This window comes from Shewanella sp. VB17 (assembly GCF_013248905.1).
GTDB lineage: Bacteria > Pseudomonadota > Gammaproteobacteria > Enterobacterales > Shewanellaceae > Shewanella.
The window spans coordinates 4,794,994-4,813,072 of record NZ_JABRVS010000001.1 but is presented as its reverse complement, the minus strand read 5'-3'; the positions used below and the strand labels follow the sequence as shown (position 1 = coordinate 4,813,072).

Sequence of the window (18,079 nt, the reverse complement as noted above, 5' to 3'; positions counted from 1 at the left end):
TAGAAGGCTAATTTATAATTATTTAATTAAGCCAGCTTCTTTAAAGTATTTCTCGGCACCGGGATGAAGTGGAGCCGTGTTACCTTCTAGCATATCTGCTTTAGTCAGGTTAGCAAAACTAGGGTGTAGACGACGGAATTTATCGAAGTTATCAAACACAGACTTAACCGTCCAGTAAACAGATTTCTCTGAAACTTTAGCACTTGAAACCAGTGTTGCTTTAGCACCAATAGTCATGACCGGTTTGTCGTTACCAGTGTACATGCCACCTGGAATTTCATAAGAGACAAAGTAAGGAGTTGATTTCACCATTTCTTTCACATCTTTGTCGTTAACGCTCACGACTGTCGTGTCACAAGATGTAGTTGCTTCCTGAACGGCACCATTTGGATGGCCAACAAAATAGACCATCACATCTATCTTATTATCACACAGTGCTTGAGCTTGTTCAGAGGCCTTTAGCTCTGATGCTAGACGAAAGTCGCTACGCGTCCAGCCTTTGGTATCCATGATGGCTTCAATTGTGGCACGCTGACCAGAACCTGGCTCACCGATATTGACACGTTTGCCTTTTAGATCGTTAAACGTGGTGATGTTGGCATCTTTACGAGCGACAACAGTGAATGCTTCGGTATAAATTGAAAAAACTGAACGCAGATCATCATAGGGTTCTGTATTAGCAAAAGCACCTGTTCCTTTAATTGCATTGTATTGTTGATCTGACTGAGCAATACCGAATTCAAGCTCACCCGCTCTTAAGGTGTTGATGTTGTATACAGACCCACCGGTACTCTCAACCGAGCAGCGCATATCGTGTTCGGTGTTATTTTGGTTAACCAAACGGCAAATACCACCACCAGTAGGGTAATAGATCCCTGTCACTCCACCTGTTCCTATGGTTAAAAATTCTTGAGCTTGGACAAGAGAAGTGATTGCCATCGTCGATAATGCTGCAGCAATTAATATGGATTTCTTAGACATACTTATTTCCTTCATTTTTATAAAGTGTTGGCGTAGTTGTTTTTCAATAAAACTTATTAAATCAATAATGTAATCTTGTAATAGCGTTTAATTATCATTAATAAACTTAGCCATTTTCAGGTTAAGTTCCCCCTTGTGAGTGGGTATGTGATCCTCTGCAGAATCTAGTCATTAAATTATATTAATACAGCTACTTAATGTTTATTTATCGCTTTATCGGCACGCTCTAATAGTGGGCTTAAATACTCTTCTAAGGAGTCAGTTCAAGCAAGTCTAACCAGCATAAAAAGGCCAGATAGCACGACATAATGCTGAAGATCACATCCTAAGGCAATATAATTATTCATTTGAGTTGAATATGGACACATGGAAAAGGAGGTTAGATTTTATGTATCGATATGTATCTTTCTATATTTGGATATCGGTGTATATTATTTGTTTGTTTTTTGTTTCTTATGTGTTTAGTTGAAACGAAAAGGCAGCGGATTAAAATAGCTATCCAAATTAACAATGCCCCCTGCAAAAACGTGAGCAAATCTGCTAACATTGCAGCCAACTTTTGAAGCATAGTGAGATAGAGCAAGATGGGAAGAGCATACCAAAACAAAAAAGAATCTATGGCCAAGACGGCTGGACAGAAGACGAGAATATACTCTCGCTATGGTAAAGAGATCTATGTCTGCGCTAAAAATGGTGGTTTTGACCCTGACGGTAACCTTTCGCTGCGTCATATGATTGCTAAAGCTAAGAAAGATCAAGTTCCAGCGCATGTCATTGAGCGAGCAATTGAGAAAGCCAGAGGAGGAGGAGGAGAAGATTATGAAACTGCGCGTTATGAAGGTTTCGGTCCTGGTGGCATCATGGTTATTGTCGATTGCTTAACTGACAATGTTAAGCGTACTTTTACTGAGGTGCGCCAAGCATTTGTTAAAAATGCTGCTAAGTTGGGGGGGCCTGGCACTGTTGGTCATATGTTTGAGCATCAAGCTGTTTTTGTTTTTAAAGGTAATAATGAAGAAGAAGTATTAGAGATGTTGATGATGGCCGATGTCGATGTGACTGATGTCGAACTTGAAGATGGCATGATCAATGTTTACGCACCACATACTGAATTTTATAAGACGAAGACAGCATTAACTGAAGCATTGGCAGATACAGAGTTTGTTGTTGAAGAAATTACTTTTGTTCCTCAGACGATGGCAGATTTGAGCGATCCTGAAGAAGTGGCTCAATTTGAGCAATTTATTGCAGCTTTAGAAGATTGTGATGATGTACAAAATGTGTACCATAACGCCGAACTTGCTGAAGAGTGAATCGAACCATCACATTAGGTAAAGGTAGTTTTTTATTGCTTAATTAAAGCAAGTTATCAAATTACTTTTGCCACTGAGTTGCTAAGAAAAGTGATAAAAGAATACTGATGATTTCCGTTGTTATTACGCATGGGTTAATAGGAGGTATTTTTTTTTAAACCATTGGACTAAAGGATCTTGATGAACTCTTGCATGCCAATATAGCGTACTCTTTACTTGTGGTAATTCTTCATGGTTTATGATGGCTAGTTTTTCTTGCCAGTAAGGGCTATTAATGATTGTGTCAGGCATAAAAGCAATATGTTTTCCTGCTAATAATCCATGACGAAGTACGAGCATCGAATTGGTTGAAAAACTGACTTTTCGCGTTAAATTATTTGTTTGTGCTAATTGGGTTATTTGATACTCAGCGGCACTAGATACTGAATATTCAGCTGTGTCAAAACTAAATATGTCAGTTAGGGTAGGCTCTGTCAGTTGATTAATAGGATGATCTGGACTGGATGCGATACAGAATCTTTCAAGACGAATATGCCGACCATGAATATTGGCAGGGGGTAATTCAGTCCCCCCGATACAAAGATCTAATTCTCCCGACTCTAGCATTGAAAACATGTTATTAGGTTTATGCAAAAATTCCAATTCAACATTTGGGGCTTCTAGCATAAAGACTTCAAGCATTTGAGGTACTATTTCAGCTGTCATACTATCGATAAAGGCAATGCGAATAACCCCATTTACTTCTTTTGGGTCGAAGGTTTTTTGCAAAATTAACCGACTACTCATTTCAAGCCATTCTTGCAATCTAGGTAGCAGAGATAGCGCTTTTTCAGTGGCTTTTATACCTTGCCCATGCTTTACAAATAAAGGTTTTTCAAACAAATTACGTATCTGCTTTAAGTTTTGACTCATCGCTGGTTGAGAGATATTGAGGCGTTCTGCACTTTTGGAAACACTTCCTTCTTCAATTAATACTGTCAAACTTAATAGTAAGTTAAGATCACACCCTTGAATTATTTTTAGATCTGAGTGGTTCATAGTTTAGTATCGCTTAGTTGTTTTATTAAGATCGACGAAAGTAACTTTCTGAACCATGTGTGTAGCTCAAGATTCCGGTTATGTTCGTTCCAACAGACTTTTAGCTCTAGATCTATCGTATCGCCGAACCAGATAAAATCTTCTGCTTGATGATGCTCAAACACCTTTACTGCATAGTGAGGCAATAATGTCACAGTATGTGGTGCAGTCAATGCTTGAGTCATAGTGTTTAAAGAGACTGATGTTAAGGCGTAAGAGGTCTCTTCTATTTTAATTGTTTTAAGGGTGTTGACCAAATAGAATTGGTTGTGTTCCTGGTATTGGTATCTTAAGAGCCTAAAAGGGCTTTGTGCTATTATGCCCTGTTCCTCATTTCTTTTTGTTATGTATTCTGGAGCACTGGGATCTAATGTCACGAGTTGCCATGGATAGGTTGACAGTACTTTGCTGCGGATTGGCTTAGGCACAAAATCATAGAAGCCTACAATGAGATCAAGGTACCCATGCCTCAGCATGGTAAAGCCATCTGTTTCTTGGGTGATGTATTCTAGTTTAATGCCAGGTGCATGCTGGTTTAATTCAGCAATAACCTCAGTGATACACAATTGAGCAAGCACATCATTCATCATGACTCTAATTCGCCCTTGCGCGGTAGTTGGATTAAAACTATCTCCTTCTAATATACTAATCACATTGTTGAGAAGAGGTTTTAATTCCTGTTCTATGGCGCTGGCTTTACTGGTAAGGGTCATTCCATTGTGGCTTTTAACGAGTAATGGGTCTTCAAACATGAGCCGCAAGCGCTTAAGTACTTGACTCATCGCTGATTGAGATAAGCCGATTTCTTTGGCAGCTTTGGTGACATGAGCCTCTTTAAGCAATACCGATAAGGCTACTAACAGATTGAGATCGCAGTTTTTGAGTTGGTCTATTTTTTTTTCTAAAGGCATTTAGTCGCTTTAAGCAGGGTGATATCTCACCGACTATAAATGAAATGGTGGCGCAGGCAAAGAATAATCAAAAGATGAAAAAGGCCTTCCTTAGCCTTTCTTGGGTATGACTAGCATTGTCACCAGAATTTAAGGGACAAGTACTTGTGTTTCACCAGTTAAATTGATGATAACACGACGCTCTAGAGCACGCTCTGAAAGTGTTGTAGCGTGTGAATCTTGATCGCCAGAAGCTTGTGTTTCTAAGCTCTTAACTTCTAAACCGTGAGACATGAGGTAGTCTTCAACTTGTTTAACACGTGTTTCAGATAGTTTTTGGTTATATTCAGAAGCACCTTGATTATCTGACTGACCAGTCAGCACAATTGCGTCATTTTCACTGAGCTTAGAGACACGAATAACGTCGTCTAGCTTAGCAGTTGCTGTACTACTGAGTTCTGAAGAATCGAAGCCGAATAGAACCGTTACGCTACTTTGCTCTGTTTGTGTTTCATAAACAGGCTCTGGGCGAGGTGCAGGTTTAGTTTCTTCGATAATTGCAGGTAGAACAACTGCTACAGGTGTCGGTTTAACGCCGAAACGGTACAGCATTTGGATACCAACAGTCTGTGCGTCCATGTCAGCAGTGTTCCAGCTCGTCTCATCAATATTAGCGAAACGACGATATTTGGCTGAAACTTCTAAAGAGTCGGTTATCTTGTAACCAACACCGGCACCAAAGTAAGCGGCGGTGTCAGTAGTGCTGACATAATAATCCGCACTCATCTGGTGAGCAAGGTGGTACTGATAAGCACCAGCTTCACCTGTTAGGAACCATTTCTCACTTAGCGGCAGTGTACCAACTAAGCCAAGTGTGAAACCATCTACGTCAATAGATTCAGAACCATCAATACCCGTGCTCCAAAGGTGAGTATCATCATTGGTTCCAAGATCTTGCCAACCAGCTTCTACTGCGAAATATTTGTTCAGCTGATAACCAATGATTGCGTTCCATGCTAAGTCGCTATCATCACCTAGGTGACTGGTAGCATCTACTGATTCGTAGTTATTTTGCCCCGCACCTGCACCTATATACCAAGTGTTGTCAACGTCAGCGGCATTGGCATATGAGATAGTGCTCATTAATGCGATAGCTAGAATTGATTTTTTCATTTTATGTGATCCCTTAAATGGACATTCAAAATTATTCATTTTTATACACCGTGTATTTTGATTAAATTATTGTCATGGATCGATAGAGTAATACTTATAATGATTATTAGTTTTACTTATATGTGATTGCCAGTCCAGATTTATACTTACTAAATGTTGATCATGTTGTATTTTGTTGCTTATTTTGTTTTTGTTTGTTTTTTAGTTTAAATATAAGTGGCTTAAGTCAATTTTTGTAAATATTTACTGTTATTAGTGTGTTTTTAATTGTGGGTTTACGTGTATTTATTGTTTTTAATTGTGTGTTTTTCGTTTTTCACGATAGAAAATAAGCGTTGTTAATAAGTATTTCGAATTATTGACCTTCTCTATACAAGGTGTATCAAAGTTGATTGTGATTTACGTTCGTCCTAACCAGAGTTTTGTTTTTCTATGTGTACTTCTTTAACTGGGCAAGGAAACACTATATTAGCTGATAGTAACGCTTGATAGATGGCTAGGTTTGTCTGGTATTTATCTTGATAATAGGTATGAGTAGGAACCCAGTAACGGATATTTATTTCAATACCGATACTATTAAAGCCATTGATCCCAATAAGTGGACTTTGCTCTTGATTAACACCAGTGCATTGCTTGATAACCTCAGTTGCTAAGTTGATAACTTTGTCTGGATCCGATGTATAGCTGATGTTGAAATGGGTTTCGACAAGTTTATTGGCAAAAGAATTATGTAATATCTCACCGACTATGTGCTTATTTGGTATGTTAATTTGCTCACCCTCTTCATTAATAAGCACCGTCATTCCTAGGAAGATATCTTGCACGACACCAGTGATTTCTTTGATGCTAATGGTATTGCCGACGACAAAAGGACGAGTGATAATGATAGTGATCCCAGCTGCATAGTTTGAAAGCATACCTTGTAAGGCTAAACCTGCACCTAAAGATGCTGCACCGATTGCTGCTACCATTGGAGTAATGCTAATGCCGAGCTTACCTAAAGCGACAATCCCAACCATGGCTATGATTAGGATCCTGAGCAGGTTAGACATGAAGTTACTAAGGGTAATGTCGATATGATGCTTTTTAAGTTGAGCGGCAACAATTTTTGATGCTTTATTAGCCACCCAAAGCCCAAGTAGAAATATCAACCCAGCCCCTAAGATTTGGAAGCTATATTGAACTAAAAATTCATAGATGAAAGTGTATATTCCTTGTAGTTGTTGTAATTCCAACTCCAATTGATCTTCTTTCATTTGTCATCCCATTAGTCATGTCTTGCGCTGTTCATTGAGTTTAGTTTATGGGAGGGTATTTTTTGCATATAAAATAGGCGCAATGCGCCCATTTTATATTTTTGTTGATAAAGGCAGGTTAAGTGGGCTGGTGTACAGATTTCAATATGGCGTGTAGTTCTTCTTTTATATGTAGTTTTTTCATCTTAAGAGCATGAACTTTATTCGTTAAGTCTGATGAGCTGTGTAACTCTAATTCTTTTATCTCATCATCGAGTGCATTATGTTTGTTGAAAACTTTCAAAAAATGGGCATCATTTGTTTTCAATTTTGTAATGAGTTCTCGGTATTCTGGAAACATAGGTTCAATTCCTTTCTCTGTTTATTCTTTAATTCATGTCTAAAATAGCGTTATTTTCAAGCGATAAACATGATGTGAATCAATAAAAAAGTGATTTTTTTAAGTAACATCCCCTAATTTTTATTCGCATTGTTTGTAGTAAGGTGATTGCTTATTAACGTTTTATATATTTATTTTAAATTTGGTGTAGCAAAATTGATTCAATCAGTTTGTTTTACGTAGCATTTATCTATTGCTCAGAAAAGTGTGATCAAGTTAATCTTAGTGGTGTAGATATATGTAAATGCTTATATTTCAAACTTGATTTTGTTCATCTCAATGAAGGTGAGCTAATGCTTAAGCGATGAGACTTAATGAAGTAAAGCCGTCAATAGTAGAGTTTTATCATTGGCAGATTTAAATTTTAAAGGGGTGTTTATCATGTCAGATGTATTCCATTTAGGACTGACTAAAAAAATGTTGGACGGAGCCAGTCTAGCTATCGTACCTGGTGATCCAGAGCGAGTAAAAAAAATTGCTGAATTGATGGATGGTGCGACGTTTCTTGCGAGTCATCGTGAATATACCAGTTATCTTGCTTATATTGATGAAAAGGCTGTGGTCATTTGTTCAACAGGGATTGGTGGTCCGTCAACCTCTATTGCGGTTGAAGAGTTGGCTCAACTCGGCGTGAGTACATTTTTACGTATCGGTACGACAGGTGCGATCCAGCCACATGTTAATGTTGGTGATGTTATTGTGACTCAAGCATCAGTTCGTTTAGACGGTGCTAGTCTGCATTTTGCACCTATGGAATTTCCTGCAGTAGCAGACTTTGAATGCACAACAGCGATGGTCGCAGCGAGTCGTGAAGCAGGCCTTGAGCCGCATATTGGTATCACGGCTTCTTCGGATACTTTTTATCCTGGCCAAGAGCGTTATGATACTGTGTCTGGACGAGTAACACGGCAATTTAAGGGATCTATGCAGCAATGGCAGGAGTTAGGTGTGCTTAACTATGAAATGGAGTCTTCAACTCTTTTTACCATGTGTGCCTCACAAGGTTGGCGCGCAGCATGTGTTGCGGGTGTGATCGTTAACCGTACACAGCAAGAAATTCCCGATGAAGCTAAAATGCAGAGCACTGAAGTTAGCGCTATTTCTATCGTGGTGGCAGCGGCAAGAAAATTATTAGTTTAATTGTGAGCGAGTGTAGTTTTTTACGTTTAAATCAGCCAAAGGCGCTATAGGCGCCTTGTTGGTGTTTTAATGTCGTTAAGTTTACCGGTTGGTTTTAAAAGTGATATTTAGCGATCACCGAATAAGTATTTTGGTCAACGTCTTTAACACCATATTTATTCTTCCAGTAGTCATATTCGATACCAACAAACAGTTTATTCTTGTTATTTTCACCAAACAGTACAGTACCAAGATCATATTTTAGCTGAGGGTTAAAGTGAAAATTCTCTGCATATCCTTCATTATTTGTCGAAAATACCCAATCAAAAAAACCATCCAAGACGATAGTTGATTTACCGAGTGGAAAATCCATTCTAAATGCAGGCGTCATCTGCCAACCGTCACTGATACCATTACTACTGAGTGCTTCACGGCGATAAGTGTTGAGATTGAAGTAGCTGAAATAAGGGATCGTTATGGTTAAGCCCACACCATAAAGAAAGCTCTTAACCGGCCCCTCACCTTCTTCCAGTGTGATGGCTAAAGATACATCGCTAATCGGTCCAAAGTCCAGGGTGTTGTTTGTGATTTTAGTGACACTTAATCGGGTTGATAGTTCGCCGTAAGTCGTATTGTCAGTATTAGTGTCGTTAAAATAGGTCAAGTCTTGGAAAGCAAACCAGTCGCCATATTGCCATGCTCCTGCTGTCTCGAAGGTGAATGTGGTTTGTCTCTCAGAGGGTGCAAGATCGTAATTGTCACCATGTAAAGCAGTGATACTGATGTCCCACCATTGAACTCTATTGTCAGCAATGACAGGTTGGCTTAAGAGGAGGGCCAATAACAGCCATTTTTTGTTCATCATTATTTACCTTTTTATCGGGAGAGGTAATTTTAATCACAATCATTATATTCTAAGATAGATGTCGGGTTAGCCTAAAAATGAGTGCGCACTACTAACAAAAGAAGTATAGGTTATTTAATGTTTGATGCTAAATATTGAGATATTGAATACATGCTTTTTACTGAATATATTAAGTTTTTTTATTTTTTATGACTAATCGACCTTGATGTAGAGGCTGCAGCTTTGGTTCGTCACGTAAATTTTACTTATTAAATATCAGGACATATTATGTCGCAGAAGTGCAGCGCAACTGATATAGTGATGACTCGTCGCTCAGAGTTAAGGAGGGTATATGGAGTTAACGGATCCCATTATTATATGGGGCAGTGTTGGACTGCTATTGATGTTGGCTGAATTGATCATTCCTGGTGGGATCGTGATTTTACTTGGTGGAGCGTGTTTAATTGTGGCCTTATCTTTAGGGATTGGTTTAGTTGAAGGGATCGCTCAAAGCCTGACGCTTTGGTTTATTGTGTCTATTATTTTTTTGTTAGGTTTTAGGCAGGTGACGCAAAAAATAGTTGGCGGCGACTCTCATGTTGGCAACACAGATGAAGAACTGGATATCTATAACCAAATTGCCTTAGTGAAAGAGGCGATAGGACCTGCTCAGCACCCTGGGCGGATTGAATTTCAGGGAACCGAATGGTCGGCACTTGGTGATGGTAGCGAGATTGCTGTCGGGGCAGAAGTTAGAATTATCTGTCGTGAAAACATTGGCCTGATTGTAGAGCCTATCAAGCATGCTAAATAAACTCATCGTATTAATGAACTATTTAGGTGCAACCAACAAATAAGGAAAGAGTTTATGTTTGTGTTTACATTATTTGTGCTATTTGTATTTTTTATCCTCTACAAGTTATTGTTAATTGTTCCGATGCGGGAGGTTAATGTCATTGAACGTCTAGGTAAGTTTCGCGCCGTGTTGCAGCCAGGCTTTCATTTTTTGATCCCATTTTTTGATCGTGTGTCTTATAGGCATGAGATCCGTGAACAGGTGCTAGATGTGCCACCTCAGAGCTGTATTTCTAAAGATAACACTCAATTGGAGGTTGATGGACTGGTTTATCTTAAGGTGATGGATGGTAAGTTAGCCAGCTATGGTATTGAAAACTACCGTCTTGCTGCGGTTAATCTTGCGCAAACCACCATGCGCTCAGAAATTGGTAAGTTGACCCTAAGCCAAACTTTCTCAGAGCGAGATAGCTTAAATGAATCTATCGTACGTGAGATAGATAAAGCCTCAGATCCATGGGGGATTAAAGTGTTGCGTTATGAAATTAAAAATATCACGCCATCGCGTAAGGTTATCCATACCTTAGAGAAACAGATGGAAGCAGAGCGAAGAAAGCGCGCTGAAATCACCTTAGCCAATGCTGAAAAAGCGGCGATGATTAACTTATCTGAAGGTGAACGACAAGAGGCCATTAATATCTCCGAAGGGCAGAAACAGAAACGGATTAATGAGGCGAAAGGACTGGCTCAAGAAATTAGCATCGTCGCCAAAGCGAAAGCCGAAGGGATGGAGTTAGTATCAACTGCGCTGGCATTAGATGGCGGTAATGAAGCGATGAACATGCAGCTTAAAGAGCAGTTTATTGGCCAAGTTGGTAAGATATTACATGAGGCTGAAGTGTCCGTTATTCCGGCTGAAATGGCCAAATTGGAAGGTTTCTTTGAAGGCATGGAGCAGGTGACTCATGCGGTGAGTTCACATTCAACAAAAGGAGCACGCTCATGATTGCAGGTATAAATACGGATTTTATAGTATTAGGTATTTGGGGGATCATCTTTGTTGTCTTCATTATTAAATTGTTTCAATCGATCCGCCTAGTACCGACTAAGTCAGCGTATATTGTCGAGCGTTTAGGTAAATATAAGGCCACTTTAGATGCAGGCTTTCATGCCTTAATTCCTTTTGTTGATAAGGTCACTTATATTCACGATCTTAAAGAGGAGACAATTGATGTACCGCCTCAAGAGTGCTTTTCCAGCGATGAGGTGAATGTCGAAGTCGATGGGGTGATTTATATTTCAGTCGTCGATCCAGTGAAGGCCAGTTACGGCGTGGTGGATTACCGCTATGCTGCCATCCAGTTAGCTCAAACGACCACGCGTTCGGTCATTGGTACTTTAGATTTAGATCGCACTTTCGAAGAGCGTGACGTGATCAGTGCCAAAGTGGTTGAAGTACTTGATCAAGCTGGTGCTATGTGGGGAATTCGTGTACACAGATATGAGATAAAGAATATCACCCCGCCTGAGACAGTTAAAAATGCCATGGAAATGCAGGTTAACGCAGAACGTGAACGTCGTGCGCTATTGGCTAAGAGTGAAGGTGATAAGCAGAGTAAGATCAATCGCTCTGAAGGGATTAAAACCGAAATGATCAACCTTTCAGAAGGTGAAATGCAAAAGTTGATCAATGAAGCAGAAGGGAAAGGTGAAGAGATTATCACCATTGCACGCGCTACCGCTGAATCGATAGAACGTATAGCAAAGGTTATTGCAGCGCCAGGCGGCAAAAACGTGGTGCGTATGCAGCTCGGTGCAGAATACCTTAAGCAGCTTGATGGTTTGAGCAATAGTGCCAGCAAGGTGGTCTTGCCGGGGAATTTAATGGACTTTGATCACTGGATGGACAGCATAGGGCTTGAAGAGACAAAATAAACCAATAATGTGTTGGCCTTCGAATGAAGGCCGATCACATTTTATGGTTTAGCTTTTGGCTGTGTTATCTTTTGGCTGATGTGATGTTAGGTGGAATGTTGAAGGTCGTACCTTGACTTTTATTTATCGCTTCCAGCGGGGTATGTGCAGATATTTCTGTGGCTCGCTGCAAGTACGTCCTTGTAAGCTCGACGACAGCATCCATGCTGTCAACGGCCACAGCCGTATCTACACCCGTTATTTCAAGCAAGTGTGCCTCTTCGATTTGGCCTTGTTAGTTAGTTTTCTGGCTTATTTATACCCCTTTATCATTTTTACAGGCTAAAAGACCATCAAACCAAATAAGCTCTTTTCTTTAGAAAAGCTAATCTGAAAGGATTTCGTATAGTCTATAAAGTTACGACTGTCCCATCTCTTCGTTAGCGAGTTTTAACATTAAGCAATTAAAGAGGGAAAAATGCCCGTTTTCTACTCAATAGCATCGTGAGCACTACGGTATATGATAACTAATTGATTCAATGTGATTGTTAATATAAAGTGACAGGCAATAAAGTTATAGGTGGAACGTGGCTGCATTGAAGAAAGAGTGTGTTTCTCCTCCTAATAAACTCTTATGTATTAATACTATTTATCTACTCAATCTACTTTTAAAATCAAACATGGAGTTATAAAAATGGGTAAAAAAGTTTTTGTTTCATATAAACATCGGGATAATAACGTCCAGCACTTACCTGGATATACTCAGACTGCACGTGGTTATGTTGACTATTTAATTACAAACCGACTTCATGATGAAGTTTATAAAGGTGAAGGTGATGAAGATATAAGTCAGTTTAAAAATGAGACTATCAAGACTAGATTAAAAGATAAAATACATGATAGCAGTGTAACTCTTGTTCTTATTTCACCAAACATGAAAGAGACCCATATTCCTGAGTCTTCTCAATGGATTCCTTGGGAAATATCATATTCATTAAAAGAAATCACAAGAAGTGATAGAATGAGTCATACGAATGGGATACTTGCTATAGTATTGCCCGATTATTACGGCTCATACAGTTACTATATAGATGAATCTTGTACTGCTTGTAATTCAAAACAATTCCAAACAAATAAAACATTCCAAATACTCAGTAGCAATATGTTCAATGCTAAAAATAAAGAGCAACATCAAGGTCAATGTAACTATTGTGGTAAAGGTTTTTATGGTGGTTCTTCATCATACATTGAAACGGTAAAATGGAAGGATTTCATAAGTCAGAAAGATTATTATTTAAATAAATGTATCTCTATTCGAGATGATAGAAACTCTTTCGATATTACCAAAGAGGTTTAATATGGATGGTAAAGATAGAGTTATAAAACATTTAGAAATAACTCAAGGAATTGTAAATCGTCTTGCTAATAACTCTTTCCTTATAAAGGGTTGGAGTATGACAATACTAGCTGCTGCAATATTATTTATTACTAGAAGTAATGGTTCTAACTCTACATTTTTAACACTATCTTTCATTATTCCAGTTATAGCTTTTTGGACGTTAGATGGTTATTTTCTTTGGCAAGAAAGGCTATTTAGAGGTGTTTACAATGATATTCGAAAGCAAGACGATACACAATTTGAAATGAATATCCTTGAACAGCTTAATAAACCTAAACACAAATGGCATAATGCGATATTTTCTACCACTCTGTTCATTTTTTACTTAATGGAAGTTTTTTTTATCGGTCTTGTCTTTTTAATATTGAAATGTAATTGAAAAATACCTAACAAATAAGGATAGGCCGCGCGCAGCCGCGTCCTTATCCCAAGCGCGCAAAATCATAGCCAGCCATTGTTAATCAATAACATATCGACATTCCCGCGAGCTTTCACGTTCTGCAACTGTCAACTCACAATCAATATCGACAGGCATCGTTAATTTCGAGGTTTTTTTCGCTAATTACTCAGGATATTTAATCTATATTTTATGGGGAATAATCTATTTACACTAAATACTTAGTGGTGTTAGATTAACATAAAAACAATAAGCAGATTAGTCTGTTATCCCGCTGATAAACAATAAGCTGCGATCTGTTTTCTAGATAGCGAATGAGAGACGTAAATGATTAAAATTAGGCACAGTAAAAAATCTGATTTACAAGGTATTAAAGCAATATTTGAACAGGAACATGCTTATGGTGGTACCTTGCAATTACCCTATCAATCTGATTCTCTGTGGGAGCAACGCTTATCTGATAGCTCTGAGAGCAATGTCAGTTTGGTGGCCGTATTAGATGATGACATTGTGGGTCAATTGACGTTAAACGTAATGGAAAGAGCGAGAAGAAAGCACGTAGCCACCTTGGGAATGGGCGTTGCTAATATTCATACAGGAAAAGGAATTGGCTCAAAACTGTTAGCTGCGGCCTTAGATATGACGGATAATTGGTTAAATTTGATAAGGGTTGAACTTGAGGTTTACACCGATAATAAAGCCGCTATACATCTTTACCAAAAATTCGGTTTTGAAGTCGAAGGAGAAGCTAAAAAATATGCTTTTAGAGAGGGTAAATATGTTGATGCATTTTTTATGGCTCGGATAAATGCTAACTAACAAAATGCTGTTGTCGATAAAGTTAGTATCCTCAACAATAAAACCTAATCTATCAAGCATCATTTAGCAGGTAAAATTGATAAAATATTGATTAAAGAGGGTAATAGTATTTGATGTTATTATTGTCTTTTATTAGGGCGTAAATTTATCATAGGTTTATTATGTATTTAACAGCCACAAGTCGTTTGTCTTTTCGTCTATTGACCGCAGAAGATGCCGAGTTATTTTTTGAACTTGATCAAGACCCTGACGTTATGCGTTATCTTACTGGAGGAAAGTTAACCTCAAGAGCCGATATTGCGGACATATTTATTCCGAGTATGGAAGCTTATCGTAATGAGAGCAAAGGTTGGGGCTTATGGGGAGTGTTTTTAAGCAATAATACTGAGTTTATTGGTTGGGTTTTAGTGCGCCCGATGGCATTTTTCTCAGATAAACCAGAATTTGATAATCTTGAATTAGGTTGGCGTTTTAAACAATCTTCTTGGGGTAAAGGTTTCGCCTCTGAAGCTACCCAGCATATCAAAGAACAGCTGAGTGAAGACTCTGCCATTAATGCATTCAGTGCAACAGCACTTGCAGATAATTTGGCTTCGATTAGTGTGATGAAAAATCTTGGTATGAGCCATATAAAAAATTATCGACATCATGCAGAAGCGGGTGATGTCGAGGCGGTTTATTACCAGGTAATCAATTTACATTAAAGGATACATTCATCTGATGTTAATCAATAATTCAAGGGTTTTTAAGTTTGGCTAGTTTGTTAATATGTTGTGGCGACACTCCACAACATCCACCAACAATCGATGCACCTGCATTTAGCCAGCATGCTGCAAACTCGGTGTATTTATCCTGGGAGATATCGTCTCTGATCCTAGAGATACCATTATTGATATTGGCTTGATGCTGATCCCCTATCGGTGGGAAATTATTTGCGTAAACGCCTAGCTGAACAGTATCAGTCATTCCTAGATCTAATAACGCCTGCTTAGCTGCGATAAGTGCACCTTCCATCCTCTCGACACAACTGCAATTAAATAATATCGCTGACACATGTTGTCCGGCAATGTGGCTCACCGCATCATAAACTAATTCACCTGAACGTAGCATCGACTCGGAACTTATTTCATCTTTAACGGTAAATGCAATCCAGGTGGGTTTGTCTGTAATACGTGTGCGGTCTTTGATCATGACTGCTTCTGAGATAGAAGATATCGTTTCGGCTAACCAAATGTCGACATCATCTTGTTGATTTTTAATCTGTATTTCAAGTAATGGCTTGGCGTGTTCTACTGAAAAGAGATCCGGTCTGTAAGAGCCTAACACTGGTGGAAGGCAGCCCGCGACTAATACACCTGAATTATCATTCGCACACTCTCGTGCTAATCTGGCGGCGAGTTTAATCAGCTCTGTTCCTTGTTCGTTGAAACCTTGCTGCCCAAGATGAAATGGCACTAACGCGTAGGTGTTGGTGGTAATAATTTCAGCGCCAGCCTTTATAAAGTTACGATGTACTTGAGAGATATAATGGGGGGCTTCAATTAATGCTTGAGCTGACCATTGTGGTTGCTGAAAAGGTGCGCCAATGCGTTGAAGCTCACGACCCATTCCACCATCAAGAATGACCGGTAATGTAAACTGTATTGTCATACTGGTGTTTTAATCAGTTATTCATTAAATAAACAGAATAACGGCGTACTTGACGTAAAGCAAGCGTGACATTGAGAATGTATAGACGCGTTTTACAATCAATGATCTTGTGCTGTTAAGATCATTGTAAGTATTGAAAACCCAGTAGTGGTTGCTAAGGAGACTATCTAATCAGTTAATGACAGATCGAATCCACGCAAGGTGAGTGTATTGGCTTGCAACCAGTTTTTTGATGAATAATGACAGCGGCCATCGGTAACATGAAGTGTATAAGCTTGGCGTGAATAAGCTGAGCGATTCGGTGCGCTGTAATGGGGCAATGAGCCATGAAAAACAACTAAGCTGCCCGCTTTGACTTCAACGGGTTGTCCTTTATCAAGACTAGGCCAAGGCATGTTATGGAGGGATTCCATCTTTGTTGTTGTCCCCTCAAGGTTAAATCTTTCTCTTAAAGGACCTAAATGACCAGCAGGTTCAACCCATAAACAGCCGTTATTTAAAGTGGCATCTTCAATAGCCAGCCAAAAAGTCATGACACTTTGCGGTTGTGTAAAGAAAAAACTCGCATCCTGATGCCAGTTAACTTCGCCACCAATGTGAGGCTGTTTAAAGATGTACATGGATTGGCGAACTTGGGCTTGCTGTATACCGAGTTTTGCGGCAATGTTACCGAATATACTTTGGTGACTAAAAGCCTCAAATACCGGATCAATCGCATGTAAAGCATGGCCAATTTTATTGATGCATAATGAGCGTTGCTGTACCAGCTGACCGTTTTCATCGAAAGCTTCTTCTTCAAAAAAACATCGAATCTCTTCTGCAGATTGCAAAAAATAATCATCGCCACTGCGATCATTGTCTTTAGTGGTAAAAACAGGTGATTGGCTATCATCGACCCATTTTTCAACGATAGTTGATGCTTGTTGTTTTAGCTTACTTAGCATGTCAGTATCGATAAGGCGGTCTAATACTAGAAAACCTTGTTGTTTATAGTGCTGTATTTGTTCATTGCTTAACATAAGCATCCTTCTTCGGCGTCAGAGTGAGTTTAATTTAATGAGTGATTGTCATCAGAATTACCATCAAAGGGATAGTAGGTCGTTAAATTGAATCATATACTCCAAATACATAAATTAGGATAAGCATTGTAGGTGATATTTATTTTGTAACTAAACCTAGGTTTATTACATTGGGAAACAGTTCGATTATAGTGAGCAGCATAGAATATTAATGGTAGATAAACATGACAAACAGCCTATCGCTTCAGTATATGACCAATGCCTATTTAACCGATTTAGAATTATCAGCCTCAACGGATATTGAGTTTGTACGTGAATTGCAAAGTAAACATGTTTCTCGGTATATATTTAACAGCTTAGCTGTTGTATTAGGACAGGATATTTCATTAGAAGTAGAGGCTATTTTCAAAAAAATAGTAGAAAATAAACGTGGTGGCTATTGCTTTGAACATAATAAATTAGTGCTGAATGTATTATCAGAACTTGGTTTTGACGTCAGGTTGCTCATGGCTAAGGTCATTAACAATCGTGATGTCGATGTTGCTCGAACCCATAGAGTCACCTTACTCAACTTAGCAGGAGATGATTACATTGTCGATACCGGATTTGGCCATTTTGGTGCGCGTTTCCCGGTGAAGTTAGCACTGGGTGTAGAGCAAGACCAAGGAGATGCAGTTTATCGCATCGTCCAGAACGCACAAAATGATTATTTTTATCAGATATTTAAAGATGATGCCTTTTTTACCCTATATACATTTAATCTAAATTACTACAGTGAGGCGGAATGCTTACCTGCACACTTTTATTCACATAAGAGCCCTGATGCAATTTTTGTTAATAACATGGTCGTTTGTCGGAAGTTTTATAATGATATTTTTTCTTTACGAAACAGTGATTTTTTTCGTATTAGTAATGATGAAACGATCACTACTGTTATAACGAACCCCAAGCATTTACATCAGATCTTGACTGAGATTTTTGAATTGGATTTAGATCCTGCTATTGCAGGTTTTTTATTCTCAAAGTTCATTGCAAATGATTTAGCTTAAGTGGT

Annotated in this window: 20 protein-coding genes; 10 read left to right on the top strand and 10 right to left on the bottom strand. The window is 38.8% G+C overall.

Going from position 1 to position 18,079, the window contains the following annotated elements; genetic code table 11:
* Positions 1 to 18: 18 nt before the first annotated feature.
* Positions 19 to 981, bottom strand: coding sequence for a TAXI family TRAP transporter solute-binding subunit (locus HQQ94_RS20735; RefSeq protein WP_173296201.1), 963 nt, complete (start codon positions 979 to 981; stop codon positions 19 to 21).
* A 584-nt stretch (positions 982 to 1,565) separates the two neighbouring features.
* On the opposite strand from HQQ94_RS20735, the gene HQQ94_RS20730 reads away from it, so the two are divergent.
* The gene (locus tag HQQ94_RS20730) at positions 1,566 to 2,294 is read left to right on the top strand and encodes a YebC/PmpR family DNA-binding transcriptional regulator (protein ID WP_173296200.1); all 729 of its coding nucleotides are present in this window, start codon (positions 1,566 to 1,568) and stop codon (positions 2,292 to 2,294) included.
* 123 nt (positions 2,295 to 2,417) lie between these two features.
* Here HQQ94_RS20730 and HQQ94_RS20725 read toward each other — a convergent pair whose 3' ends face one another.
* The 5 genes from HQQ94_RS20725 to HQQ94_RS20705 all read right to left on the bottom strand — a co-directional run bounded on the left by HQQ94_RS20725 (position 2,418) and on the right by HQQ94_RS20705 (position 7,030).
* Positions 2,418 to 3,332, bottom strand: a complete 915-nt coding sequence (locus tag HQQ94_RS20725; protein ID WP_173296199.1) for a LysR family transcriptional regulator — start codon at positions 3,330 to 3,332, stop codon at positions 2,418 to 2,420.
* On the bottom strand, positions 3,329 to 4,282 hold the full coding sequence (locus HQQ94_RS20720) for a LysR family transcriptional regulator (protein ID WP_173296198.1): 954 nt from the start codon (positions 4,280 to 4,282) through the stop codon (positions 3,329 to 3,331). The genes HQQ94_RS20725 and HQQ94_RS20720 overlap by 4 nt, the downstream gene beginning before the upstream one ends.
* A 129-nt stretch (positions 4,283 to 4,411) precedes the next feature.
* Positions 4,412 to 5,434 (bottom strand): outer membrane beta-barrel protein, encoded by a 1,023-nt coding sequence (locus tag HQQ94_RS20715; RefSeq protein WP_173296197.1) that lies wholly within the window; start codon positions 5,432 to 5,434, stop codon positions 4,412 to 4,414.
* Positions 5,435 to 5,844: 410 nt separating this feature from the next.
* Positions 5,845 to 6,690: a mechanosensitive ion channel family protein gene (locus HQQ94_RS20710; protein WP_173296196.1), complete on the bottom strand. Its 846-nt coding sequence runs from the start codon at positions 6,688 to 6,690 to the stop codon at positions 5,845 to 5,847.
* A gap of 118 nt (positions 6,691 to 6,808) precedes the next feature.
* A complete protein-coding gene (locus tag HQQ94_RS20705; RefSeq protein WP_173296195.1) occupies positions 6,809 to 7,030 on the bottom strand; it encodes a YdcH family protein in 222 nt (73 codons plus the stop codon).
* A gap of 420 nt (positions 7,031 to 7,450) precedes the next feature.
* Between HQQ94_RS20705 and udp the strand changes: the two genes are divergently transcribed.
* Positions 7,451 to 8,209, top strand: coding sequence for a uridine phosphorylase (udp, locus tag HQQ94_RS20700; RefSeq protein WP_173296194.1), 759 nt, complete (start codon positions 7,451 to 7,453; stop codon positions 8,207 to 8,209).
* A 94-nt stretch (positions 8,210 to 8,303) separates the two neighbouring features.
* On the opposite strand, the gene HQQ94_RS20695 is transcribed toward udp, so the two are convergent.
* A complete protein-coding gene (locus HQQ94_RS20695; RefSeq protein ID WP_173296748.1) occupies positions 8,304 to 9,050 on the bottom strand; it encodes an outer membrane protein OmpK in 747 nt (248 codons plus the stop codon).
* Between the two features lie 334 nt (positions 9,051 to 9,384).
* Between HQQ94_RS20695 and HQQ94_RS20690 the strand changes: the two genes are divergently transcribed.
* The 3 genes from HQQ94_RS20690 to HQQ94_RS20680 are packed head-to-tail and all read left to right on the top strand — an operon-like array spanning position 9,385 to position 11,762.
* The gene (locus HQQ94_RS20690) at positions 9,385 to 9,846 is read left to right on the top strand and encodes an NfeD family protein (RefSeq protein ID WP_173296193.1); all 462 of its coding nucleotides are present in this window, start codon (positions 9,385 to 9,387) and stop codon (positions 9,844 to 9,846) included.
* 54 nt (positions 9,847 to 9,900) lie between these two features.
* Positions 9,901 to 10,833, top strand: a complete 933-nt coding sequence (locus HQQ94_RS20685) for a slipin family protein (RefSeq protein ID WP_173296192.1) — start codon at positions 9,901 to 9,903, stop codon at positions 10,831 to 10,833.
* Positions 10,830 to 11,762, top strand: a complete 933-nt coding sequence (locus HQQ94_RS20680; protein WP_173296191.1) for an SPFH domain-containing protein — start codon at positions 10,830 to 10,832, stop codon at positions 11,760 to 11,762. The genes HQQ94_RS20685 and HQQ94_RS20680 overlap by 4 nt, the downstream gene beginning before the upstream one ends.
* 64 nt (positions 11,763 to 11,826) lie before the next feature.
* Here the strand turns inward: HQQ94_RS20680 and HQQ94_RS20675 are convergent, their stop codons facing one another.
* A complete protein-coding gene (locus HQQ94_RS20675; RefSeq protein WP_173296190.1) occupies positions 11,827 to 12,012 on the bottom strand; it encodes a hypothetical protein in 186 nt (61 codons plus the stop codon).
* A 423-nt stretch (positions 12,013 to 12,435) separates the two neighbouring features.
* Here HQQ94_RS20675 and HQQ94_RS20670 point away from each other — a divergent pair, with 423 nt between their 5' ends.
* The 4 genes from HQQ94_RS20670 to HQQ94_RS20655 all read left to right on the top strand — a co-directional run bounded on the left by HQQ94_RS20670 (position 12,436) and on the right by HQQ94_RS20655 (position 15,060).
* Positions 12,436 to 13,098, top strand: a complete 663-nt coding sequence (locus HQQ94_RS20670; protein WP_173296189.1) for a TIR domain-containing protein — start codon at positions 12,436 to 12,438, stop codon at positions 13,096 to 13,098.
* Between the two features lies 1 nt (position 13,099).
* Positions 13,100 to 13,519, top strand: coding sequence for a hypothetical protein (locus HQQ94_RS20665; protein ID WP_173296188.1), 420 nt, complete (start codon positions 13,100 to 13,102; stop codon positions 13,517 to 13,519).
* A gap of 345 nt (positions 13,520 to 13,864) precedes the next feature.
* Complete coding sequence (locus HQQ94_RS20660) at positions 13,865 to 14,356, top strand: GNAT family N-acetyltransferase (RefSeq protein ID WP_173296187.1); 492 nt, start codon at positions 13,865 to 13,867, stop codon at positions 14,354 to 14,356.
* A gap of 161 nt (positions 14,357 to 14,517) precedes the next feature.
* Positions 14,518 to 15,060, top strand: a complete 543-nt coding sequence (locus HQQ94_RS20655) for a GNAT family N-acetyltransferase (RefSeq protein ID WP_173296186.1) — start codon at positions 14,518 to 14,520, stop codon at positions 15,058 to 15,060.
* Between the two features lie 31 nt (positions 15,061 to 15,091).
* Here HQQ94_RS20655 and HQQ94_RS20650 read toward each other — a convergent pair whose 3' ends face one another.
* Together HQQ94_RS20650 and HQQ94_RS20645 are read right to left on the bottom strand one after the other, a co-directional pair.
* Positions 15,092 to 16,006, bottom strand: a complete 915-nt coding sequence (locus tag HQQ94_RS20650) for a homocysteine S-methyltransferase family protein (RefSeq protein WP_173296185.1) — start codon at positions 16,004 to 16,006, stop codon at positions 15,092 to 15,094.
* Positions 16,007 to 16,173: 167 nt separating this feature from the next.
* The gene (locus HQQ94_RS20645; protein ID WP_173296184.1) at positions 16,174 to 17,025 is read right to left on the bottom strand and encodes a phytanoyl-CoA dioxygenase family protein; all 852 of its coding nucleotides are present in this window, start codon (positions 17,023 to 17,025) and stop codon (positions 16,174 to 16,176) included.
* A gap of 224 nt (positions 17,026 to 17,249) precedes the next feature.
* Here HQQ94_RS20645 and HQQ94_RS20640 point away from each other — a divergent pair, with 224 nt between their 5' ends.
* On the top strand, positions 17,250 to 18,074 hold the full coding sequence (locus HQQ94_RS20640) for an arylamine N-acetyltransferase (protein ID WP_173296183.1): 825 nt from the start codon (positions 17,250 to 17,252) through the stop codon (positions 18,072 to 18,074).
* The last annotated feature ends 5 nt before the right edge of the window (positions 18,075 to 18,079 follow it).